At 73.0% G+C, this 22,173-nt stretch carries 19 protein-coding genes and 2 pseudogenes; 7 read left to right on the top strand and 14 right to left on the bottom strand.

Annotated features, from left to right (window positions below; genetic code table 11):
- Nucleotides 1-46: 46 nt before the first annotated feature.
- From ACN28A_RS29930 to ACN28A_RS29920, 3 genes are all read left to right on the top strand, one after another.
- Nucleotides 47-1,111, top strand: a complete 1,065-nt coding sequence (locus ACN28A_RS29930; protein WP_421400802.1) for a zinc-dependent alcohol dehydrogenase family protein — start codon at nt 47-49, stop codon at nt 1,109-1,111.
- Nucleotides 1,112-1,244: 133 nt separating this feature from the next.
- Nucleotides 1,245-2,903, top strand: coding sequence for an FAD-dependent oxidoreductase (locus tag ACN28A_RS29925; RefSeq protein WP_421400800.1), 1,659 nt, complete (start codon nt 1,245-1,247; stop codon nt 2,901-2,903).
- 48 nt (nt 2,904-2,951) lie between these two features.
- Nucleotides 2,952-4,406 (top strand): ATP-binding protein, encoded by a 1,455-nt coding sequence (locus ACN28A_RS29920; RefSeq protein WP_421400798.1) that lies wholly within the window; start codon nt 2,952-2,954, stop codon nt 4,404-4,406.
- A gap of 83 nt (nt 4,407-4,489) precedes the next feature.
- On the opposite strand, the gene ACN28A_RS29915 is transcribed toward ACN28A_RS29920, so the two are convergent.
- Nucleotides 4,490-5,071: a sigma-70 family RNA polymerase sigma factor gene (locus ACN28A_RS29915; protein WP_421400796.1), complete on the bottom strand. Its 582-nt coding sequence runs from the start codon at nt 5,069-5,071 to the stop codon at nt 4,490-4,492.
- A 248-nt stretch (nt 5,072-5,319) separates the two neighbouring features.
- Between ACN28A_RS29915 and ACN28A_RS29910 the strand changes: the two genes are divergently transcribed.
- The gene (locus ACN28A_RS29910) at nt 5,320-6,081 is read left to right on the top strand and encodes a zf-HC2 domain-containing protein (RefSeq protein WP_421400794.1); all 762 of its coding nucleotides are present in this window, start codon (nt 5,320-5,322) and stop codon (nt 6,079-6,081) included.
- A gap of 318 nt (nt 6,082-6,399) precedes the next feature.
- Nucleotides 6,400-7,821, top strand: coding sequence for a glycosyl hydrolase family 18 protein (locus ACN28A_RS29905; protein ID WP_421400791.1), 1,422 nt, complete (start codon nt 6,400-6,402; stop codon nt 7,819-7,821).
- Nucleotides 7,822-8,010: 189 nt separating this feature from the next.
- Here ACN28A_RS29905 and ACN28A_RS29900 read toward each other — a convergent pair whose 3' ends face one another.
- Nucleotides 8,011-8,199, bottom strand: a complete 189-nt coding sequence (locus ACN28A_RS29900) for a DUF397 domain-containing protein (protein ID WP_421400789.1) — start codon at nt 8,197-8,199, stop codon at nt 8,011-8,013.
- A complete protein-coding gene (locus ACN28A_RS29895; protein WP_421400787.1) occupies nt 8,190-8,984 on the bottom strand; it encodes a helix-turn-helix domain-containing protein in 795 nt (264 codons plus the stop codon). Before ACN28A_RS29895 ends, ACN28A_RS29900 begins: the two co-directional genes overlap by 10 nt.
- Nucleotides 8,985-9,238: 254 nt before the next feature.
- Here ACN28A_RS29895 and ACN28A_RS29890 point away from each other — a divergent pair, with 254 nt between their 5' ends.
- Together ACN28A_RS29890 and ACN28A_RS29885 are read left to right on the top strand one after the other, a co-directional pair.
- Entirely contained in the window at nt 9,239-9,559 is a 321-nt protein-coding gene (locus ACN28A_RS29890; protein ID WP_421400784.1) for a hypothetical protein, read from the top strand.
- Nucleotides 9,537-9,896 (top strand): flavin reductase, encoded by a 360-nt coding sequence (locus tag ACN28A_RS29885; RefSeq protein WP_421400781.1) that lies wholly within the window; start codon nt 9,537-9,539, stop codon nt 9,894-9,896. Before ACN28A_RS29890 ends, ACN28A_RS29885 begins: the two co-directional genes overlap by 23 nt.
- Before the next feature lie 235 nt (nt 9,897-10,131).
- On the opposite strand, the gene ACN28A_RS29880 is transcribed toward ACN28A_RS29885, so the two are convergent.
- The 11 genes and pseudogenes from ACN28A_RS29880 to ACN28A_RS29830 all read right to left on the bottom strand — a co-directional run bounded on the left by ACN28A_RS29880 (nt 10,132) and on the right by ACN28A_RS29830 (nt 22,050).
- Nucleotides 10,132-11,238, bottom strand: coding sequence for a GDSL-type esterase/lipase family protein (locus ACN28A_RS29880; protein ID WP_421400779.1), 1,107 nt, complete (start codon nt 11,236-11,238; stop codon nt 10,132-10,134).
- Nucleotides 11,239-11,525: 287 nt separating this feature from the next.
- Complete coding sequence (locus ACN28A_RS29875; protein ID WP_421400777.1) at nt 11,526-12,950, bottom strand: BNR repeat-containing protein; 1,425 nt, start codon at nt 12,948-12,950, stop codon at nt 11,526-11,528.
- A 273-nt stretch (nt 12,951-13,223) separates the two neighbouring features.
- Nucleotides 13,224-13,520 (bottom strand): annotated as a pseudogene (locus ACN28A_RS29870) (antibiotic biosynthesis monooxygenase family protein); the annotation flags it as partial.
- Nucleotides 13,521-13,566: 46 nt separating this feature from the next.
- Nucleotides 13,567-14,808, bottom strand: a complete 1,242-nt coding sequence (locus tag ACN28A_RS29865) for a beta-ketoacyl synthase N-terminal-like domain-containing protein (RefSeq protein WP_421404704.1) — start codon at nt 14,806-14,808, stop codon at nt 13,567-13,569.
- Between the two features lie 38 nt (nt 14,809-14,846).
- The gene (locus ACN28A_RS29860; protein WP_421400775.1) at nt 14,847-16,118 is read right to left on the bottom strand and encodes a beta-ketoacyl-[acyl-carrier-protein] synthase family protein; all 1,272 of its coding nucleotides are present in this window, start codon (nt 16,116-16,118) and stop codon (nt 14,847-14,849) included.
- 245 nt (nt 16,119-16,363) lie between these two features.
- Nucleotides 16,364-16,741, bottom strand: a pseudogene (locus ACN28A_RS29855) (cupin domain-containing protein); the annotation flags it as partial.
- Nucleotides 16,734-17,663, bottom strand: coding sequence for an SRPBCC family protein (locus tag ACN28A_RS29850; RefSeq protein WP_421400772.1), 930 nt, complete (start codon nt 17,661-17,663; stop codon nt 16,734-16,736). The gene ACN28A_RS29850 and the pseudogene ACN28A_RS29855, both read right to left, overlap by 8 nt.
- Nucleotides 17,660-19,123, bottom strand: coding sequence for an acetyl-CoA carboxylase biotin carboxylase subunit (locus ACN28A_RS29845; protein ID WP_421400770.1), 1,464 nt, complete (start codon nt 19,121-19,123; stop codon nt 17,660-17,662). Before ACN28A_RS29845 ends, ACN28A_RS29850 begins: the two co-directional genes overlap by 4 nt.
- Before the next feature lie 19 nt (nt 19,124-19,142).
- A complete protein-coding gene (locus ACN28A_RS29840; RefSeq protein WP_421400767.1) occupies nt 19,143-19,820 on the bottom strand; it encodes an acetyl-CoA carboxylase biotin carboxyl carrier protein in 678 nt (225 codons plus the stop codon).
- Nucleotides 19,821-19,888: 68 nt separating this feature from the next.
- A complete protein-coding gene (locus ACN28A_RS29835) occupies nt 19,889-21,709 on the bottom strand; it encodes an acetyl-CoA carboxylase carboxyltransferase subunit alpha (RefSeq protein ID WP_421400765.1) in 1,821 nt (606 codons plus the stop codon).
- The gene (locus ACN28A_RS29830) at nt 21,706-22,050 is read right to left on the bottom strand and encodes a TcmI family type II polyketide cyclase (protein ID WP_421400763.1); all 345 of its coding nucleotides are present in this window, start codon (nt 22,048-22,050) and stop codon (nt 21,706-21,708) included. The genes ACN28A_RS29835 and ACN28A_RS29830 overlap by 4 nt, the downstream gene beginning before the upstream one ends.
- Between the last annotated feature and the right edge of the window lie 123 nt (nt 22,051-22,173).

Below are 22,173 nucleotides of genomic sequence, written 5' to 3'. Positions count from 1 at the left end.
CTGTCCCAGGGGGCCGTTCCGGGTCCGGGACAGCCAACGTGTGAGGATGGGCCGCGTGCGGGCGGTGGTCTTCGAGGAGTTCGGCGCGGAGCCGGAACTGCGTACCGTCCCGGACCCGGCCCCGAGCCCGCAGGGCGTGGTGGTGGAAGTCGCCTCGACCGGGCTGTGCCGCAGCGACTGGCACGGCTGGCAGGGCCACGACCCGGACATCCGGCTGCCGCACGTGCCGGGGCACGAGTTCGCCGGGGTGGTGGCGGCGGTCGGCGCGCAGGTGCGCGGTTGGCGGCCCGGGGACCGGGTCACCGCCCCGTTCGTCTGCGCCTGCGGCAGCTGCCCGGCCTGCCTCGCCGGCGACCAGCAGGTCTGCGAGCGACAGACCCAGCCCGGTTTCACCCACTGGGGCTCCTACGCCGAACTGGTCGCGGTCGAGCACGCGGACGTGAACCTGGTGCGACTGCCGGACGACCTGGATTTCGCCGGTGCCGCCGCGCTCGGCTGCCGGTTCGGCACGGCGTTCCGCGCGGTCGTCGCCCAGGGCCGGGTGGCCGCCGGGGAGTGGGTGGCGGTGCACGGCTGCGGCGGGGTGGGCCTGTCGGCGGTGATGATCGCGGTCGCCTGTGGTGCCCGGGTGGTGGCCGTCGACGTCAGCCCGGCGGCGCTGGAGCTGGCCCGCCGGTTCGGCGCCGCCGCCTGGCTGGACGCCGGGACGCTGCCCGGACCCGGTGCGGTCGCCGCCGCCGTACGCGAGCTGACCGGCGGGGGCGCCCACCTGTCGCTGGACGCGCTGGGCAGCGCGCCGACGTGTGCCGGCTCGATCGAGAGCCTGCGGCGCCGGGGCCGGCACGTGCAGGTCGGGCTGCTGCCCGCCGCGAACGGACACCCGGCGGTGCCGATGGACCGGGTCATCGGGTACGAGCTGGAGCTGCGCGGCAGTCACGGGATGCCCGCGCACGCGTACCCGGACCTGCTGGCGCTGGTCGGCGCCGGGGTGCTCCGACCGGCCGAGCTGGTCAGCCAGACGATCGGGCTGGCCGAGGCCCCGGCCGCGCTGGCGACCCTGGACCGGCCCCCGGTCGGCGGCATCCGGCTGGTCGAGCCGGGCCGGGACTGACCGCCCGCCGCCACCGGGCTGGGACGGACCGCCCGCCGGGGCGCCGACACCCGGGGCGGGCGGCAGCGGCGGGCGCCGGCGGCTCGCCATCGGCGTTCGTCAAGCCGCGCTTCCGGGTGCTTTGATTGGTGCCATGGCGAATCCGGTGATCTTGACGGTCGACGACGACCCGGCGGTGTCGCGTGCGGTGGCCCGGGACGTACGGCGGCGCTACGGTGACCGGTACCGGGTGGTCCGCGCCTCCTCCGGCGCCGAGGCGTTGGCCGCGCTGCGCGAGATCAAGCTCCGTGGCGACCTGGTGGCGGTGCTGCTCGCCGACTACCGGATGCCGCAGATGAACGGCATCGAGTTCCTCGAAGCGGCGATGGACCTCTTCCCGACCGCCCGCCGGGTGCTGCTGACCGCCTACGCGGACACCAACGCGGCGATCGACGCGATAAACGTCGTCGACCTGGACCACTACCTGCTCAAGCCCTGGCACCCGCCGGAGGAGAAGCTCTATCCGGTGCTGGACAGCCTGCTGGAGGCGTGGGCGGCGACCCCGGAGGTCGCACCGGACGAGGTGCGGGTGATCGGCCACCGCTGGTCCGCGCCGTCGTTCGAGGTCCGCGACTTCCTCGCCCGCAACCTGGTGCCGTACCGCTGGCTGCTGGCCGACGAGCCGGAGGGCGGCCGGCTGCTCTCCGCCGCCGGCGCCGACCCGGCCGACGTGCCGGTGGTGATCACCGCCGACGGCAGCGCGCTGGTGAAGCCGACCGAGGCGGAACTGGCCGACCGGTGCGGGCTCTCCACCACCCCGGCCGCCGACTTCTACGACCTGGTGGTGGTCGGCGGCGGCCCGGCCGGGCTCGGCGCGGCCGTCTACGGCGCCTCCGAGGGGCTGCGCACCGTACTCGTCGAGCGGCAGGCGACCGGCGGCCAGGCGGGACAGAGCAGCCGGATCGAGAACTACCTCGGCTTCCCGGACGGCGTCTCCGGCTCCCAGCTCGCCGACCGGGCCCGCCGGCAGGCGTTGAAGTTCGGCGCCGAGTTGCTGACCGCCCGGGACGTGGTCGGACTGGAGGCGGCCGGCACCACCCGGCTGCTCCGGTTCAGCGACGGCAGTTCGATCGCCGCGCACACGGTGGTGCTGGCGACCGGCGTGTCCTACCGGCAGCTCACCGCGCCCGGTCTGGCCGACCTGACCGGCCGGGGCGTCTTCTACGGCTCGGCCTCGACCGAGGCGGCGAACTGCGTCGGGCAGGACGTCTACATCGTCGGCGGGGCCAACTCGGCGGGGCAGGCGGCGGTCTACTTCGCCCGGCACGCCCGCCGGGTGCACCTGCTGGTACGCGGACCCGACCTGCACCGTTCGATGTCGCACTACCTGATCGAGCAGATCGAGCGGATCGACAACATCGAGGTGCACCCGCACTCCGAGGTGGTCGGCGGGGAGGGCGGCGACCACCTGGAGCAGCTCGTCATCTGCGACAACCGGCTCGGTCAGCGGCGCACCGTCAAGGCGTCCTGGCTGTTCGTCTTCATCGGCGCCGAGCCGCGCACCGACTGGCTGGCCGAGGTGGTGGCCCGGGACGACCGGGGGTACGTGCTGACCGGGCTGGACCTGGGCAGCGACGGCCGGCGGCCCGCGGGCTGGCCGCTGCCCCGCGACCCGTACCCGCTGGAGTCGAGCCTGCCCGGCGTCTTCGCGGCCGGCGACGTACGGGCCGACTCGATCAAGCGGGTCGCCTCGGCCGTCGGCGAGGGTGCCATGGTCGTCTCGCTGGCCCATCAATACCTGGCGGCGCAGTGAGGAGCCCTGCCGACGGAAATGGTTCACGGACACGGATCGGGTGACACGATGACCGGATCGGACGAGCGGCTGGCGATCGAGGAACTGCGCACGCTGTTCCTGTTCGAGTCGCTGGACGAGGAGAAGCTCGGCCACATACACGAGCACGGCCGCGTGCGGCGGTTGCCGGCCGGTGCCGACGTCTATGTCGAGGGCGCCGAGGCGGACTGCTTCTTCGTCCTGCTCGACGGGACGGTCTCGCTGACCCGGCTGGTCCAGGGCGACCGGGTGGAGATCATCCGCACCGAGCAGCGCGGCGCGTACGCCGGGGCCACCCAGCCGTACCTGGACGAGGCACGGGTGCACACGTACCCGAACGGGATGCGGGCGGTCACCGACGCGACGTTCTTCGTGCTGCCGGCCGAGGTGATCGGCACGGCCATGCGCCGCTGGTTCCCGATGGCGATGCACCTGCTGGACGGCCTCTTCCTCGGTATGCGGACCACGCAGACCGTGGTGGGCGAGCGGGAGCGGCTGCTGGCCCTCGGTTCGCTCTCGGCCGGGCTGACCCACGAGCTGAACAACCCGGCCGCCGCCGCCGTCCGGGCCACCTCGGTGCTGCGGGACCGGGTCGCCGGGATGCGGCACAAGCTGGCCATGATCGCCGACGGGCGGCTGGACGGCGAGCGGCTGCAACGGCTTGTCGAACTCCAGGAAAAGGCGGTCAAGCTGGCCGCCACCGCACCGGCGCTCTCTCCATTGGAGACCAGCGACGCGGAGGACGCCCTGGCGGACTGGCTGGACGAGCACGACGTGACGGCCGGCTGGGACATCGCCCCGACGCTGACCGCCGGCGGCATCGACGTGCGGTGGCTGGAGCAGGTGAGCGCGGCGGTACGCGCCGACGACCTCGAACCGGCGATCCGCTGGCTGACCTACACCGTCGAGACCGAGCTGCTGCTCGGCGAGATCGACGACGCGCTCAGCCGGATCACCGGGCTGGTCGGCGCGGCGAAACAGTACTCGCAACTGGATCGGGCACCGCACCGGACGGTCGACGTGCACGACCTGCTCGACGCGACACTGGCGATGTTCAACTCCAAGCTGAGGCCCGGTGTCCGGGTGGTGAGGGAGTACGACCGCGCCCTGCCGCCGATCCCGGTCTACGCCGCCGAACTCAACCAGGTGTGGACCAACCTGGTCGACAACGCGCTCTACGCGATCGGCGCGGAGGGGGTGCTGACCGTACGCACCGGGCGGGACGACGACCGGATCGTTGTGGAGATCGCCGACACCGGACCGGGCATCCCGGCCGACGTCCGGTCGCGGATCTTCGAGCCGTTCTTCACCACCAAGCCGATCGGCGACGGGACCGGGCTGGGGCTGGACATCTCGTACCGGATCGTGGTCAACAAGCACCACGGGGACATCCGGGTGGAGTCCGAGCCGGGGCGTACCGTCTTCCGGGTCTGCCTGCCGATCTCCGGGCCGGCGCCCGGCGCCGCCGAGGCCGCCCTGTCCTGATCCGGGTGCCGATCCCGCCGCCTCGGCGGGCGGGGTCGGTCAGCCCGGCGGGCGGGGTCGGTCAGCCCGGCGGGCGGGGTCGGTCAGCTCGTCGAGCGGAGCCGGCGACCGGAGCCGTCCGCCCGCATCGCCTCGACCAGGTCCTCCCGGGCCCGGGCCACCCGCGACCGGATCGTGCCGACCGGGCAGTCGCAGACCTCGGCCGCCTCGGCATAGCTGAGCCCGGCGACCTGGGTGGCGACGAACGCCTCCCGGCGGTCCGGTGGCAGGTCGGCCAGCAGCCGGGTCAGTTCCACGGCACCCTCGAAGCCGCTGCTCTCCCGGGCCAGCTCGGCATCGGCGGCGAGCTGCCAGTCGGGCAGCGAGGCGACCCGGGGACGTCGCATGGCCGTCCGGACGTGGTCGACGCAGGCCCGCCGGGCGATCGAGAGCAGCCACGTCTTCGCCGACGACCTGGCGGCGAACCGGGGCAGCGCGCGCATGGCCCGCAGATAGGTCTCCTGGGCCAGGTCCTCCGCCTCACCGGCACCGACCAGGTGGGAGACGAACCGCTGCACGTCGTGCTGGGTCGCCCGGATGAAGGCCGCTGCCGCCGATCGGTCGCCGGCCTTCGCGGCCAGCGCCAACCTGGTGATCTCGTCGTTGTCGACGCCGGGGGGAGGCATGCCCCAAAGCTACCCGTACCGGCGCTCACCTCGAATACCCCCGGTGGGCATACGATTGCCTTACGGGTCGATCATGTACCTCACGGGTCGATCATGCGCCTTACGTGTCGATCATGGGCACGTCCGGATTCACGGAGCGGCCGACGGACGCCGCTGTCGACCCGCTCCGGTCAGCCGAACGGGGAAACCTGCGGCGCAATGCTTACCCCCGAGGGAACCGACGGGACGCCGGGTCCGACTATGGATATGTGCGGTGCGAAGAGTCTCGAGAAGCCCTGTCGGCCCGACTGGACGGCGAGGACCACCCGGCCGAGCGGGCCGGCGTGGACCGGCACCTCGCCGGCTGCGCACGGTGCCGGAGCTGGCTGGAGAGCGCGACGGCGCTGAACAGGCTGGCCCGGACCAGTGTGGTGGGGCCACCGACGGAGATCGACGACCGGATCCTCGCGGCCGTTCCCGGGCCGGGCCTGCTGGCCCGGCTGGCCGGTACGCTGCGGATCGCGCTCGGGGTGGTGGGCGTGGCCCAGTTCCTGCTCGGTGCCGGTCAGATCGCCGGCATCGGTTCGACAGGTCATCCGCACGGCCTGGCGGTCGTCCTCGGCGGCGGCCCGGACCACCTGTGGCACGAGTCGGCCGCCTGGAACGTCGCGCTCGGCGCCGGATTCGCCTGGATCGCGCTGCGCCGCACCCGGCCGCTGGGACTCGTGCCCACGCTCACCGCCTTCGTCGCCGTGCTGAGCCTGCTCTCGGTGAACGACGCGATCGCCGGCCGGGTCGATCCGTTCCGGATCCTCAGCCACGGGCTGATCCTGGCGGGCTATCTGATCATCCTCGGTCTGTCCCGGCCGGCGATCGAGTCGGGCGAGCCGCCGACCCGGCACGGCCAGCGGACCGGGTCGGGCTGGCGGGCGACCTTCGAGGAGGAGCCGGCACCCGCGCCGCCGCGCCTGCGGCTGGTCCGGGCCCGGCCCGGAACGGCACAGGCGCACAGCGACCACCGGGCGGCCTGACCGCACCTCCCGGCGGCGGGTCGACCCGGCCCGTCCCGCCGGGCACCGAACACCTCGCCCGCAGACTGTCGAGCTGCCCCGCCCATGCGCCCAGCACGGGACAGGGCGGGGCGCCGAGGGTCTCCCGGTCATCCGAAACAGCGCATTGACTTTGTTAGTTAACTTTCCTAATGTTTCAGCAACTCAGCGACGTCGATCCCGATCCGCTTCGCCCGGTGCCGGCGCCGGAACCTCCGCTGCCGCCGCACCGGCGCTGCGGCGACCCCACCCCCAGGTCGAATCGAGCCGCTGAGGCGTCTGCGACAGAAGGGAACGTGGATGTCACCCACCACGAGCGCCGAACGGATACCCCCGGCGGGACGCCGCCCCCGCGTCCGGTCCAGGTTGTTCACCGGCGCGCTCGCACTCGCCACCGCCGCCACCGGGACGGCCGTCGCGCTCGCGCCGCTCTCCCCCGCCGAAGCCGTCGTGCTGCCCGACAACTTCAAGAGCGTCGGCTACCTGCCGAGCTGGGCCGGCGACGTCAACGCCATCCAGTACAACAAGCTGACCCACATCAACTACGCGTTCGTACTGCCGAACGCCAACGGCACGCTGCGGGCGGTGGAGAACCCGAGCAAGCTCTCCGCGCTGGTGTCGCGGGCGCACAGCAGCAACGTCAAGGTGTCGATCGCGGTCGGCGGCTGGAACGACGGGGACGACTCGGCCTTCGAGGCGCTGGCCGGCAACGCCGCCAGCCGGACCACCTTCGTGAACAGCGTGCTCAGCTTCGTGACGCAGTACAACCTGGACGGTGTCGACATGGACTGGGAGTACCCGGACCCCGGCACCTCGGCGAACAACTTCACCGCGCTGATGCAGCAGCTCAGCGGTCAGCTCCGCAGCCGGGGCAAGCTGCTCACCGCCGCCGTGGTCTCCGAGGGCGGCAGCGTCAACGGTGTGCAGCCGGCCGTCTTCGGCTATGTCGACTGGCTGAACATCATGGCGTACGACGGCGGCAGCCCGCACGCCAACTACGACTGGTCGGTGAACGCGGTGAACGGCTGGAAGGCGCGCGGCCTGCCGGCCGGCAAGGCGGTGCTCGGCGTACCCTTCTACAGCCGGCCGGGCTACTACACCTACTCGGCACTCGTCGCGATGGACCCGGCCAACGCCAACCGGGACTGCACCACGGCCGGCGGCGCACAGCAGTGCTACAACGGCATCCCGACGGTGAAGCGCAAGACCCAGTGGGCGATGGCCAACGCCGGCGGCATGATGAACTGGGAGTTGTCCCAGGACACCAACAACTCGACCTCGCTGGTCAGCGCCATCTACGACACGGTGACGGGTGGCGGCACCCCGCCGCCGAGCGGCCGGACCGGCCAGATCACCGGCATCGCCGGCAAGTGCGTCGACGTCGCGGCGGCCTCCACCGCGAACGGGACGGCGGTCCAGCTCTACACCTGCAACGGCAGCAACGCCCAGCGCTGGACGGTCGGCACCGACGGCACGCTGCGCGCGCTCGGCAAGTGCGCCGACATCACCGCCGCCTCGACCGCGAACGGCGCGAAGGTGCAGCTCTACGACTGCAACGGCACGGGCGCGCAGGTCTGGCAGGCACAGAGCAACGGCACCCTGCGCAACCCCGCCTCGAACAAGTGCCTGGACGCCACCGACAACAGTTCGGCCGACGGCACCCGGCTACAGATCTGGGACTGCTTCGGCGGCGCGAACCAGGTCTGGCGACTCCCGGCCTGATCCCGGGCACCGCATCCGGCCCGGTCGCCACAAGCGGCCGGGCCGGATGGCATCCGGCTGGACGCTCGTCCGGCTCGGGCACCCGGAGCGTCCGGCTTGGACGCTCGTCCGGTTCGGGCACTCGGAGTATCCGGTTCGGGCACTCGGAGTATCCGGTTCGGGTAGTCGGGCGAGGGGGCGAGCCCGTGGTCAGCGCGTCGGCAGGCGCCGGACGAAACCGCGCCACGCCGCCGGCTCGAACACCAGCGCCGGGCCCTGCCGGTCCTTGCTGTCCCGCACCCCGACCACCCCGGGCAGGTTGCGCGCCACCTCCACGCAGTCACCACCGTTGTTGCCGCTGCGGGTGCTCTTGCGCCAGAGGGCGCCGGTCAGCTCCATGACGTCGCTACCTTCTTGATCAGCTCTAGTGACTGGTCGACCGGGAGCGCGTAGCCCCGGATCCGCTCCCACCTGCCGACGAGGGTAGCAATCTCGTCGGCACCGTCGACAATTCGCGCCGCGAGCTGGTTGTCCGCGTGCCCCACCCGCCGGTTCTCCGGCAGGTCGGCCAGGATGAACGGTCCGCCGTAGCCGGGATACATGCCGACCCGGGTCGGCACCACCTGGAGCTGCACGTTTGGCAACTGCGCGCAGGCGACGATCCGGGCCAACTGCTCGGCCATCATCGGCCGGGCCTCTTCGGCGCCCCGCTCGATCACCGCCTGGTCGAGGACGGCAATGATCATCGGCGGGCGTTCCCTGGTGAGGATGGCCTGCCGGTCCAGCCGGGCGGTGACGAGCTGGTCCACCTCGTGCGGGGTGAGCCGCTCGCCGGCCAGGGTGGCGCGGGCGTACGCCTCGGTCTGGAACAGGCCGGGCACGTATGCCGGTCCGAACCAGCGGAGCGCGATGGCGCGGCGTTCGATCTCCAGCCAGTCGCGGAACCAGGCCGGTGCGGTGCCGTCGCGGACCAGTTCCTCCCACATCTCGACGAGCAGCCCGCCCGCGCCGAGTTCGGCGTCGACCGCCCGCAGGTAGTCGGGCTTGAGCGGCTTGGTGCCGGTCTCGACCGCACTCACGTGCGTGTCGGAAAAGTGCAAGCGTTCTCCGAGCGCCGTCTGGGTCAGGCCGGCGGCCACCCGACGGCGGCGCAATTCGCGGAGCAAGAATTCCAATGGCGACATTCCCACGATTCCCCCAGAATCCCCGATCGGAGCGCGTGGTTCCCGGCAGGTTGCCGGCCGCACCCCGATTCATCGACGCGCCTACCGAGGGTAGGGCCTGGTCGTCCAGGGTGGAAGGAGGGCGCACTCGCCCGGATCCGCAAAAACGGAACTGAATCGAAAGGACGGGCGGGTGTTGCCGACGGGGGCGGTGCCGGGGCGCTGGAAGTTCCACCGCACCGCCCCCGTCTCCAATTCTGGCGACAGGAGACGGAATGAAAAGATCACGACGGATCAGGGCCCGGCATCGGCGGGACTGGCGACGGCTGTGGCGGTACTGCCGCTGCGGCTACCGCTGGCGCTGCCCCGACTCACCGGAACTGGTGCCGATGCCGTACGCGCCGACGGTGCCGCCGCTGGACCGCGCGGCGTACCGGGAACCGGTCCGGGCGTCGACCGTGGCGCTGGTGGTGGTGCCGCCGGTCCCGGGCCGGGCGGCCAACCAGCGGCCGGCGGCGCGAACCTCGGGCCGGAACAGCCGGCTGGCGGTCCCGGCGGCCGGGCGGACGCGGCATGCCGGACGCGTACCGAGCTGAGCCCGCGTCGCCCGGCGCCGACGACGGGCGGCGTGCGACACCCGCGAACGGTACGCCGGCCGGCCCTACCGGGCCGGAGCGGTACGTGATGTTGCGCCCGTACGGCGGATTCCGGGCGCACACGCCCGCCCGGCCGCTGTTCCGGTGCCGGGCCTGCGGGGCGCTGTGGCCGTGCGGGCGGGCCCGGCTGGTGCTGATCGCCATGTACCGCGACAACCCGGCCGGGCTGCGCGCGCACCTGACCGCCCGGCTCGCCCTCGCGCTGGCCGACCAGCCGGACGCCGATCCCGCGACACTGACCGCCCGATTCCTCGGCTGGATACCGGCCGACCGCTGACCCGTGCGGATACCCCGGGCGGACGGCGATCCGGCACCGGGCGGCGGACAGCTCGACCGCCCGAACCGCCGGCGATCCGCGTGGACACCGCCGGACCGGTGATCGCGCGACAGAGGACGACCCACCTGCCCCGGAATCGCTGCCGGGGCAGGTGGGTCGGGTCGAGACGCCGGCGGTCGCGATCGACACGGTCCGAACGGGGGCGGTCGGGCCGGTGCGGCGCCTCAGGGGGCGGTCAGCGGGCGGTGCAGCTCGGCGTGAGACCGGCCGCGCTGCCGGTGCCCTGGAAGCCGAACTCCGTCGACTGCCCGGCGGCGATCCGTCCGTTGTAGCTCACGTTCGTGAACTCGACGGCGCCACTGCTGCCGCTGCGCTGGGTGTTCCAGGCGTTGGTGACCGTCGTACCGGACGGCAGGGTGGCGTTGACGGTCCACCCGGTGGTGCCGGCGGAGCCCGCGGTGACCCGGACCGTGGCGACGAAGCCGCCGGTCCAGGAGTTGACCGAGACCGTCGCGGTGCAGCCGGCCGGCGGGTTCGTCGGCGGGTTCGTCGGCGGGTTGGTCGGCGGGTTCGTCGGGCCGGTGGTCGGCGGCGTGCTGGGAGTGACGGTCGGGGTCGGGGTCGGGGTGGTGCCGTCGGTGAGGCTGCCGGGCACGGCTTGCAGGGCGTTGTACCAGGTCGTGGCCATCTTGCTGTAGCCGGTCGCGTTCGGGTGCACCCCGTCGGCCAGGTCGGCGGTGGTGAGCGCGTTGTACATGTTGACCAGGTAGACCGGCCGTCCGGCGTTCGCCCGGGTCTGCACGATCTGCGGGATCGCGGCGTTGAAGCTGCGCACCTGGGCGTCGGTACTCGCCGAGCCGGCCGGGACGATCGTCGCCACGAACAGCTTCGCCTCCGGTGCGGTGTTGTGGATCCGGTCGATCAGCGCGGCCAGCCGGTTCGGGGCGTTCGGCAGGTCCCGGTTCTGGAAGATGTCGTTGGTGCCGATGTGCAGCAGGATGGTGCGCGGCTGGAATGTGTTGAGCCAGCCGACGATGTTGGCGTCGAGCTGGTCGATCCGCCAGCCGGAGTGGCCCTCGTGGTTGCGGTCGCCGAGACTGGCCGGCCCGTTGCTCAGCGAGCCGACGAAGTCGACGTTGTAGCCGCCGGCCACCACCTTCTGCCACAGGTCGATCCGGTAACCGCCGGGTACGTTGAAGCCGTCGGTGATCGAGTCGCCGAGCGGCAGCACCCGGACGGCGGCCGCCGCCTCCACCCGGTGTCCGGTGTGCAGCAGAACGGCCACGGTCGCCAGTACGGCCGCCAGCAGTGCCCCGGCACACCGCCGCATGGTCGTCGACATGGGCCACCTCCTTTCAATGCATTCACATCTATCTATCGGCCTCATTGAATGTCCCGCACTCGGCCCGCCGGAGGTCGGAGGCGCGACGGAGCGGCGAACGCGCCGTCAGCTGCGCCGAACGGGCCAGCGGCCCGCCGTCGACGTAGGCGGGCGCCGGAACGGAACGGAACGGAACGGAGTGGATCTGAGGCGGGACGAAGTGGAGTGGGTGGAACTGGGGCGAGACGCAGCCGGGCGAGACGGAGCCGGGCGAGACGGAGCGGGAGCGGACGGACCGGCGGCGCGGCTCAACCGAGGCGGAAGTCGACCACCCGGATCGGCGACGGCGTTGCACCGGTGGAGGCACGCTGGTAGAGGATCGACAGGACGCCGTCACTCTCCACCCGGGTCCGGTCCACGATCACCTCGCCGAAGGCGTTCAGCCCCGAGCCGTCGAAGCGGAGCGTCCAGTCCGTGTAGCCGCTCGCCCGGCTGGCGGTGACGATCCGGCCGTACGGCAGGACGACGTAGGCGTTGTCGGCGGCGTCCAGCACGATCTGGGACCGGCCGGTCGCGTGCAACGGCACCGGAAGCTCGACCTTGCGCCACCCGCCCGACGAGTCGCGGAACAGGTGGAAGGCGCGGCCGTTGGCCCGGCGCGCCGAGGCGTACGAGGTGACGCAGGAGGTGAACCGGCCGGGTACGTAACTGACGACGACGTGCGGGTTGCCGGTCGAGTCGACGTCCTGGCTCTCCTGGTTGATCAGCCCGTGGTTCGGCGGCAGCGGGTCGACCACCAGTCCTGGGCTGGAGATCGAGACCAGGTTGCCCGAGTTGGTGGTGCCGACCACCGTCCCGGCGTTGTTGCGCCAGGTCCGGCCCTGGTCGTCGCTGTGCACGTAGCCGGTGTCGTGGTTGGTCAGCCCGCCACTGTTGCAGGTGACCGCCGAGTTCCCCTCCCGCCAGGTGAACGCGGCGTGCAGCCGGCCGCCGGGACCGTAGGTGAGGCCGTGCAGGTACATGTTCCGGGTGGTACTGGTCGCGCCGTTCGCGCTGTACGATCCGGTCGCCGACGACCACCGGCCGAGCCGGCGCCAGGTGGAGCCGTCGTACTCGGCGAGTTCGTTTGTGCCGTTGCGCGAGCGCCCCGTCCGGTAACTGAGCTGGAGGCGGTTGCCGGGGGCGGTCCGGAACTGCGGGTACGTGATCGCGCCCAGCCCGACGGAGTCGAGGCTGCGCTGCACCGCGCCGAACCGGCCCGCCTCCCAGCTCCGCGACCACGGCGCCGAGACCAGCCCGGCCTCGGACCTGACGTAGTGGATCTCGCTGTCGTGGGTGTCCATCGCGACGTGCAGCCGACCGTCGCCCGGCGAGATGCCGAGCGCGATGGAGTTGTGCGAGTCGTCGACGCTCAACCGGTGCGGCAACCGGAGGAGCTGCCACGGCCCGGACGGCAGTTGCCGGCGGGCGAGCACGGCCTCCCGGGTCGAGGTGTACCAGGCGGCGTACTGGTGGCCGGCGTGGCTGACGATGCCGTCGCCGTAGGAGTTGTTGTTGACCAGGCCGTCGTAGGAGACGAAGTAGAGCGCGGCGGGGTCGAGCTCAGTGTCGGCGAGCCAGGTCACCCCGGGCGCCGCCGCGACCGCCCGGCCGGGCTGGACCACCATCCCGGCGAGTACGCCGAGGACCAGGGACGCCGCCAACGCGGCCCGGCGGGACGACGGGACGGGCATGGCTCTCTCCCTCGCGGCACGGGCGCCCCCGGCGCTCTCCCAGACCGAGCAGACTGAACGGATTCAAGTTACATCCAGGTCTGTCTATCTGAAAGTCGTCGGGGTCACCCCACCGCAGGGACGGCGGCGTCAGGGGCTACCCACCGAACTCTCCCGGCGGGCCGAGCTGTCCCGGTGGACCGAGCTGTCCCGGTGGACCGAGCTGTCCCGGTGGACCGAGCTGTCCCGGTGGACCGAGCTGTCCCGGTGGACCGAGGTCTCCCCGCGGGCCGAGGTCTCCGCCCGGACCACGAAGCGGATCGACCGGGCCTCGGTGATGCAGGCGCGCAGCGGCGCCGCGAGTTCCCGGTGCCCCGGGCTGCGCTCCCACGCCTCGAAGTCGGCGAGCGACGCCCACTCGCTGGTGATCAGCCACTGCTCGGGATCGCCCGACGCCTGGCAGACCTGGTCCGCCAGGTGCCCCGGCACCCCCTCGGCGACCTCGTAACGGATCTGCTCGTACGCCTCCAGGAAGTCCTCGGTGCGCTCGCGCGGCACCCTGATCAGGAACAGCACCCTGGCCTTCGACATCCGGTCCTCCTCCGCACACTCCCCCGGCCTACGCCGGAGCCTCGGCCTACGCCGGGGCGCGCCGCACCACCACGGCGCTGTTGAAACCGTCGAACCCGCGCGCGCCGACCAGCGCCACGTCCACCTGGCGTGGTCCGGACTCCCGGACGAAGTCCAGCTCGCAGCCGGGCGCCGGCCGGTCCGGCCCGGCCGTCGGCGGCAGCACCCCGTGCCGGATGCCGAGCAGCGCGGTCGCCACGTCCAGCGCCGAGCCACCCTGGTGCGCCCGCCCGGTCAGCGGCTTCTGCGTGGTCACCGGTGGCGGGCTGGCCCCGAACACCGTCCGCAGCGCCTCGGCCTCGGCACGGTCGTAACGGGCCACACCGAGCGCATCCGGGAAGACCACGTCGACCTCGGCCGGATCGGCCCCGGCCCGGTCCAGGGCGAGCCGCATCGCGCGGGCGTACTGCACCGGATCCCCGGCGGCGAGCCGGCCGGTGTGCCGGGCGTCGTGACTGGCCCCCCAACCGGCCACCTCGGCATAGCCGCGCACCCCCCGGGCACGGGCGTGCGCCAGGTCCTCCACCACGAAGACCGCCCCACCCTCGGCCGGTACGTAGCCACTGGCCGCCACGTCGAACGGCCGGTACGCCGACGCCGGCTCCGGACAGGTGCTCAACAGTCCACCGCGCAGCTGGCAGGTCAGCGCGTACGGGCTCAGCGGGCACTCGGTGCCGCCGGCCAGCACCACCGGAGTACCCCGCCGGATCATCCGTACCGCGTGCGCCAGGCTGTCCAGCCCACCGGCGGACTCGGCCGCCAACACCCCGCACGGCCCCTTGAACTGGTGCCGGATCGAAAGCTGGCCCACACTGGCCGCATAGAACCAGGCGATCGACTGGTACGCCCCGACGGTCCGGGCCGGGCCACGCCAGAGCCGTTGCAGTTCCCGCTGACCGAAGAGGTTGCCGCCGGAGGAGCTGGCCAGCGTCACCGCGTACCCGTAGGGATCGTCGGCCGTCTCCGGCAGGCCGGCGTCGGCGAGAGCGAGCCGGGCCGCCGCGAAGCCGAGATGCGTCCACCGGTCGGTCTGCACCAGCTGCCGGTTGTCGACGTGGTGCAGCGCGTCGAAGTCGGCCACCTCACCGGCCAGCCGGCACGGATAGCGCTCGGGGTCGAAGAGAGTGATCCGGCCGATCCGGTTCTGCCCGGCCAGCATGCACTTCCAGTGCGCCTCCGCGCCGATCCCGCTCGGCGCGACCACGCCGATCCCGGTGATCACCGCCCGGCGCCGAGGCTCGCTCGCCACACCGCCGGCCGGCGTAGCGGTGCCGTCGGCTGCGCCGGTCACCGGGTCGGCCCGTCGAACCGGGTGAAGACCATCGCCGACTGAAAGCCCCCGAAGCCGCTGCCGACCGAGAGCGCCACCCGTACCGGCAGCTCCCGGGCGGTGTTCGGCGTGTAGTCCAGGTCGCACTCGGCGTCCCGGTTGGCCCAGTTGGCGGTCGGCGGCACCACGCCGCGCTCGACGGCCAGCGCGCAGGCCGCCATCTCGATCGCCCCGATCGCGCCGAGCGAGTGCCCGACCATCGACTTGATCGAGCTGATCGGCACCTGGTACGCCGCCGCGCCGAGAGCCCGCTTGAAGGCGGCCGTCTCGTGCCGGTCGTTCTGCCGGGTGCCCGAGCCGTGCGCGCTGACGTACGACACGTCCGACGGGTCACACCGGGCCTGCGCCATCGCGTCGTCGATGGCCAACGCCATCTCGACGCCGTCGGGGCGCAGGCCGGTCATGTGGTAGCCGTTGCTCCGGTTGGCGTATCCGGCGGCTTCACAGTAGACCCGCGCACCGCGCCGCCGGGCGTGTTCCGCCTCCTCCAGGACGAGCACGGCGGCTCCCTCGGCGAGTACGAAGCCGTGCCGGTCCCGGTCGAACGGCCGGGAGGCGCGCGCCGGGTCGTCGTTGTCCGGAGTCGTCGCCTTGATCGCGTCGAACGAGGCGACGGTGACCGGGGAGATCGGGCTGTCCGAGGCTCCGGCCAGCACCACGTCCGCCTCGTCGTCGGCGATGAGCTGCTGACCGTAGCCGATGGCGTCGATGCCCGAGGTGCAGCCGGTGGAGACCACCTGGGCCGGGCCGTGCAGCCCGTGCCGGCAGGCGACGTCGGCGGCGAGACTGCTCGGCATCAGCGCCTGGTAGAGGAACGGGCCGGCCCGGTCCGGGTCCACCAGCCAGTCCGCGCCGGAGTCGCTCACCTGCACGTACTCCCGTTCCAGCAGCATGGTGCCGCCCACCGCCGAGCCGAGCACCACTCCGGTGCGCTCCCGCGTCGGATCGGTCAACTCCAGACCGCTGTCCGCGAGTGCCTCGATCGACGCGGCGAGCGCGAACTGGACGTACCGGTCGGCGCGCTGACGCTCGGCGACGCCGAGGCCGGCGCGGACCGGGTCGAAGTCGCACTCGGCGGCCACCTGGGACCGGAACGGCGACGGGTCGAAGAAGCTGATCCGGCGGGTCGCGGTACGACCGGCGGTGATGGTCGCCCAGAACTCGTCCCGGGTGGCCCCGCCGGGCGCGACCACCCCGATCCCGGTCACCACGCTGCGGCGCCGGCTCACGGCCCGGCCTCCGGTCCACCCGCCACGACCGCTGCCGCCGCCCGGTCCGCACCCTCCGACCGGCCCGCGCCGTCCGACCGGTCCGCGCCGTCCGACCGGTCCGCGCCGTCCAACCGGTCCGTCTCCCCCGACCGGTCCGCTTCCCCCGACCGGTGCGCGCCTTCCGGTCGGTGCGCGCCTCCCGACCGGTCCGGGCCGGGCGGCTCGGTGGCCCGGTGCGCGCCAGGGGATTGCAGATCGGACGGCTCGGTGTCGACGTGTCCGAGTTCCGGGCGCGGAGCCAGCGGACCGAGCTGGAAAACCACCTCGGCGGGCACGTCGGCCACGTTGCGCAGCCGGTGCCGCACGTTCACGGCCACGTAGAGCGCCTCACCGGACCCCACCGGCACCGGCTCGTCGTCCAGGTCCACCACGATCGCACCCCGCGCGACGTAGAGGAACTCCTCGCTGTACGGGTGGTAGTGCTCGGCGATCCGCTCGCCGGGAGCCAGGTTCGCCACCCCCATGAAACCCGATCCGCTGCCGACGGTGCGGGGACCGAGCAGTACCCGGATCTCACCACCGCGACGACGGTCCGGAGCGATGTCGCGGGCGGCCACCAACCGGCGGCCCGGCTCACTCATCGTCGGCCCCGGCGGTCGCGGCTGCCGCTGCCGGTACCTGCTCCGCTCCCTGTGCCGGTGCCGGTGCCGGTGCCGGTGCCGGTGCCGGTGCCGGGGGCGTGGCCGACAGTTCGGCGGCGATCCGCTCGATCTTGTCCCGGATGATGTCCAGCTGGATCCGGCTGTTCGCGTTGATCCGGTCGGTCATCTGGGCGGTGGTCACCGGCGCCGTCGGTCGCATCTCGAAGTCCTGCGTCCAGGTCATCCGGGTACCGCCCGGCACCTCGGCATAGCGCCAGTGAATCCGCATGTACTCGAACGGTCCCGTCTCCACCCGGTGCGCCCGCACCTCGCGCCGCACCGGATCGGCGGTACGCTCACTTACCCAACTCCAGGTGACCCCGTTCTCGTCGGGATACATGGTCAGCCGGAACCGTACGGCGTCTCCGTCCCGCTCGATGATCTCGACCGACTGGTACTCGGTGAACAGCCCGGTCCAGCCCGCGACGTCGTTCGTCACGTCCCAGACCAGCGGCAACGGGGCGGCGATCAGCACGCTGTTCTCGGTGTGCCCGGGTCGGCCCGCCCCACCGGCGAAGGAGGCGGCGGAGGCGGAGGCGGCGGAGGCGGAGGCGGCGGTGACCGGCTCCCCGTGCCGGGCCACCAGCTCGGCTATCTCCGCGATGCTGAGTCGCCCCGCCTCCTCCGGAAGCTGGACCCGGTAGCGGTCCGCCACCACCGCCTGTAGTTCGAGCAGCGCCAGCGAGTCCATGCCGAGCTCCTCCAGGGAGGCGTCCGGGGAGGCGTCCGCGGCGGCGGCGTCCAGTCCGCAGTGCCGGACCAGAATCGCGGTGATCTCCGACGCCGGTGACGGTGACGGAGTCGGAGTCGGCTCCCGCTGGGTGGGTCCGGTCAGCGCCGGGTCCTCGTGCCTGACGGTCATCTGGTCCTCCTCGGAAGGTTGGCGGTAGTGGGTGGGCCACCCGGCGACGCAGCCATTGCCGCCGTCGGAGCAGCCGGAGCGGCCAGAGCGGCCGGTGCGGGCGGGGTCGCGGGAGCGCGGAGCAGCCGGTCGACCAGCCCGGTCGAGTACCGTCCCTTGCGGAACCCGGCGTCGTCGAGGACCCGGCGCAGGAACGGGATCGTGGTGCGTACGCCCGGCCCGTCCACGTCGAACTCGTGCAGCGCCCGCTCCATCCGGCCGAGCGCCAGATCCCGGTCGGGTGCCCAGACCACCACCTTGGCCAGCAGCGAGTCGTAGTACGGGCCCACCAGGTAGCCGGGGTAGCCGTGGGTGTCGACCCGGGTGAACGGCCCGCCCGGCGGGGAGAACCGGCTCAGCCGACCGGGGGTCGGCGCGAACCCCCGGTCGGAGTCCTCGACGTTGACCCGGCACTCCACCGCGACACCCGCGATCCGGACGTCCGCCTGGCGCAACCGCAGCGGTACCCCGGCCGCGATGTGCAACTGCTCGTGCACGAGGTCGACTCCTGTGATCATCTCGGTGACCGGATGCTCGACCTGGATCCGGCAGTTGACCTCCATGAAGGAGAACCGTTCGGCCTCGTCGACCAGGAACTCGAAGGTCGCCGCCCCGGTGTAGCCGGCCCGCAACGCACCGCGCAGCGCGGAGTTGGCGAGCGCGTCGAGGGTGCCGACCGACAGCGCCGGCGCCGGTCCCTCCTCGACCAGCTTCTGGTGCCGCCGCTGCACCGAGCAGTCCCGGGTGCCCAGGTGCACGCCGTTGCCGTACCCGTCGCAGAGCAGTTGCACCTCGACGTGCCGCGCCTGCACGAGGTACCGCTCGAGGTAGACCCGGTCGTCGCCGAAGACGGCCTGCGCGGTGATCCTGGTCCGCTCGTAGGCCGGGCCGAGTTCGTCGGCCGAGCGGACCACCGTCATCCCGCGTCCGCCACCTCCGGCCGCACACTTGATGATCACGGGATAGCCGATCTCGTCGGCGATCTCCCGCGCCCTGGCCGCCGTGCCGACGGTGGCCAGGCTGCCGGCCGGCAACGGCAGGCCGGCTTCCCGCATCAGCGACCGGGCCCGTGCCTTGTCGCCGAGCGCGGCCATCACCTCCGGTGACGGGCCGATGAAGACGAGACCGTTGTCGGCGCAGATCTCGGCGAAATCGGCATCCTCGGCGAGGAATCCATAACCCGGGTGTACGGCCTGCGCCCCGGTCCGCCGGGCCGCCTCGACGATGGCGGCGGCGTTGCGGTAGCTCTGCCGGCTCTCCGGCGGCCCGATGCAGACCGCCTCGTCGGCCAGCCGGACGACGGCCGAGTCCCGGTCCGCGACCGAGTACACCGCCACGGTCCGCACGCCCAGCTCCCGGCAGGCCCGGACCACCCGGAGGGCGATCTCGCCACGATTGGCGATCAGGATCTTCTCGAACACCGCCGCACCGTCCTGGAAGTCACGCGGGTAGCAGGGCGATGAGTGGCTGCCCGAACTCGACCGGCTCGCCGTCCCGGACGAGCACCTCGGCGACCCGGCCGCCCTGGTCGGCGACCACCTCGTTCATCAGCTTCATCGCCTCGACGATGCCGACCACCTGACCGGGCTCCACCTTGTCGCCGACCTCGACGAACGGGGCGCCGCCGGGCTCGGCCGCCTGGTAGTAGGTGCCGACCATCGGCGCGAGTACCGTCCGGCGCGCGTCGCCGCCGACGAGCGGGCCGGCGGAGCCGTCCGGGCCGGTGCCGGCGACGGCCGGCAGGTGGCCGGGTGCGCCCGTCGAGGAGTGGCCGGGTACGCCGGCCGGCGGGGAGCCGGATGCGCCAGCCGGCCCGGCCGGAGCAGTCGGAGCGTGCCACTCGATCTCCAACACGGTGTCGCCCCGGCGCAGGTGGATCCGACGTACCGGTCCGGCCGTCTCGGCCAGCAGCCGGCCCGCCTGCCGGCGCAGCTCGGCGAGCTCCACCTCCCCGCCCGACGCGTCGGCGGAGGTCTCCGCCCCGCCCAGCGCATCGGCAAGCTCCTCCCGGCTGGGCGCCTCGGCAGGCGTCTCCCCACCGCCCAGCGCCTCGGCGGGCGTCGCCCGGCTGAGCCCCTCGGCGGGCGTCGCCGCGCGGCCCAACGCCTCGGCGGACATGTTCTCTCCGTCCGCCGCCCTGGCGGGCTTACCCGCCGGACCCGGCTGTCCGGGGATCGGCGCGGCGGTCACTCGGGGCCCGCTTCCGACGGCAGCACGCTGGCCGCCGCACCGTACCGACGGAAGCGCCGACGACGACGCCGGACCAGCTCCCCGGCGGGTAGGTCGAGCAGCGGCGCCAGGTTCTCCAGCAGCGCGCGGCGGAGCAGCCGGGCCGCCCCGGCGGGATCGCGGTGTGCCCCCTCGGGCGGTTCGGCGACGATCTCGTCGGCTACCCCCAGCCGCAGCAGGTCGGGTGCGGTGAGCCGGAGCGCGTCGGCGGCCCGGGGCACGGCTGCCCGGTCGTTCCAGAGAATCGCGGCGCAACCCTCGGGACTGATCACCGAGTAGACCGCGTTCTGCAACATCAGCACCCGGTCGGCCACGGCCAGCGCGAGCGCGCCGCCGCTGCCACCCTCGCCGATGATCACCGATACCACCGGGGTCGGCAGCCCGGTCATCGCCAGGATGCTCTCGGCGATCGCGGCGGCCTGGCCGTGTTGCTCCGCCTCCACCCCCGGATACGCGCCGGGGGTGTCGATCAGGGTCACCACCGGCAGGCGCAGGTTGGCCGCCAGCCGCATGACCCGGATCGCCTTGCGGTAGCCGGCCGGCCCGGCCATGCCGAAGTTGCGGGACCTCAACTCCCTCGGCCGGTGCCCCTTCTGGTGTCCGACCACGGCGACGTACCGGTCGCCGAGCCGGGCCAGTCCGGCGACGATCGCCGGGCAGTCGACGCCGAGCCGGTCGCCGTGCAGCTCGACGAAGCCGTCGAAGGCGGCGGCCAGGTAGTCGAGTGTGGTCGGCCGGCCGGCGTGCCGTGCGGACCGGACGATCCGCCAGGCGTCGGTCGGGTCCGGCACCGGCGCCGCGACCGGCATCGGCGTCGACGTCTGCGTCGCGACCGGCATCGCCGTCGGCATCGCGACCGGCATCGCCGTCGGCGTCGGCGGACCGTCCGGGGCCGGCGCCGTTCCGGGTCGGCGGGCCGACTCCGGGGCGACGGCGGAGAGCAGCCAGCGCAGCCTGGGGCGCAGTGCCCGCCGCTCCACCACCAAGTCGACCTGGCCGTGCCGGAGCAGGAAGTCGGTGGTCTGGAAGTCGGCCGGGAGTGCCTGCCGGATGGTCTGGCGGATCACCCGGGGACCGGCGAAGCCGAGCCGGGAACCGGTCTCGGCCAGCACGATGTCGGTGCAGGTCGCGAAGGACGCGGCCACCCCGCCGTAGGTGGGATCGGTGACCAGGCTGACGGTCAGCAGCCCCGCCTCGCGCAGCGCGGCGATCGCCTGGCTGATGGTGGCCATCTGCATCAGCGCGAGTACGCCCTCCTGCATCCGGGCACCTCCGGAGGCGGTGACCAGGAGCAGCGGCCGACGCTCGGCGAGGGCGTGCTCGGCGGCCCGGGTGATCAGCTCGCCGGTGACCGAACCCAGGCTGCCGCCGAGGAACCGGAAGTCCATCACGGCCAGCACCAGGTCGTGCCCGCCGATCGTTCCCGTACCGCAGAGCACCGCCTCGGCCAGGCCGGTCGCCGCGCGGGCGGCGGCGAGCCGCTGCGGGTACGGCACCGAGTCGACGAACCCGATCGGATCGAGCTGTGGCGCCGGGCCGGGCAACGGGCGGAAGGTGTCCCGGTCGACGAGCTGGGCGATCCGCTCGGGCGCGTCGAGCCGGCGATGGTCACCACACTCGGGGCAGACGTCGAGGTTGCGCCGCAGTCGCTTGCGGTAGAGCAGCGCCGGGCAGGAGCGGCAACGGATCCACGGCTGCTGGGCGAGGTCGGCGTACCCACGTTCGGCGTACCCGCTCCGGCCGGGCGGGACGGTGCCGGTGGACGTACCGGCGGTCATCGCCGTACCTCGGTCGGTTCGGCGGGGGCGTCCCAGCGGTAGAAGCAGCGTGCCATGGCGTCGGCCGGCACCCGCCAGCTCGCCAGGTACGGCGTGACGTGCGGGGCGAGCCGCTCGCTGACCCGGACGAACTCGGGATGCCGGCGGGCGTTCTCCACCGCGGCGGAACCCGGGCTCTCCGTCTCGATCAGGTGTACGTAGAGATCGTGCAGCCGGTACAGCGAGCGGTGCCGTACGCCCACCAGCCGGGGCAGCTCGGTCCGGTCCGACTCGGCGAAGATCTGTGCGACAGGTCCCTCGGCGGCCGGTACGACCTTCGCGACGATCAGTGAGCGATCCATGGTGCAGCCTCCCTGGGCGATCCCCACGCTCCGACTGCGACTCGTCCGAACGACTGGTGACCACCCTGCCGACCCGGTGTCAACGCGGTGTCACCCGATCGCGTACTCCGCCCCCCTGTCGCG

Origin of the sequence: Plantactinospora sp. WMMB782, from assembly GCF_049179135.1 — a bacterium.
Classification (GTDB): domain Bacteria; phylum Actinomycetota; class Actinomycetes; order Mycobacteriales; family Micromonosporaceae; genus Plantactinospora.
The sequence above is the reverse complement of the archived record's forward strand: the minus strand, read 5'-3'. Positions and strand labels throughout refer to the sequence as shown.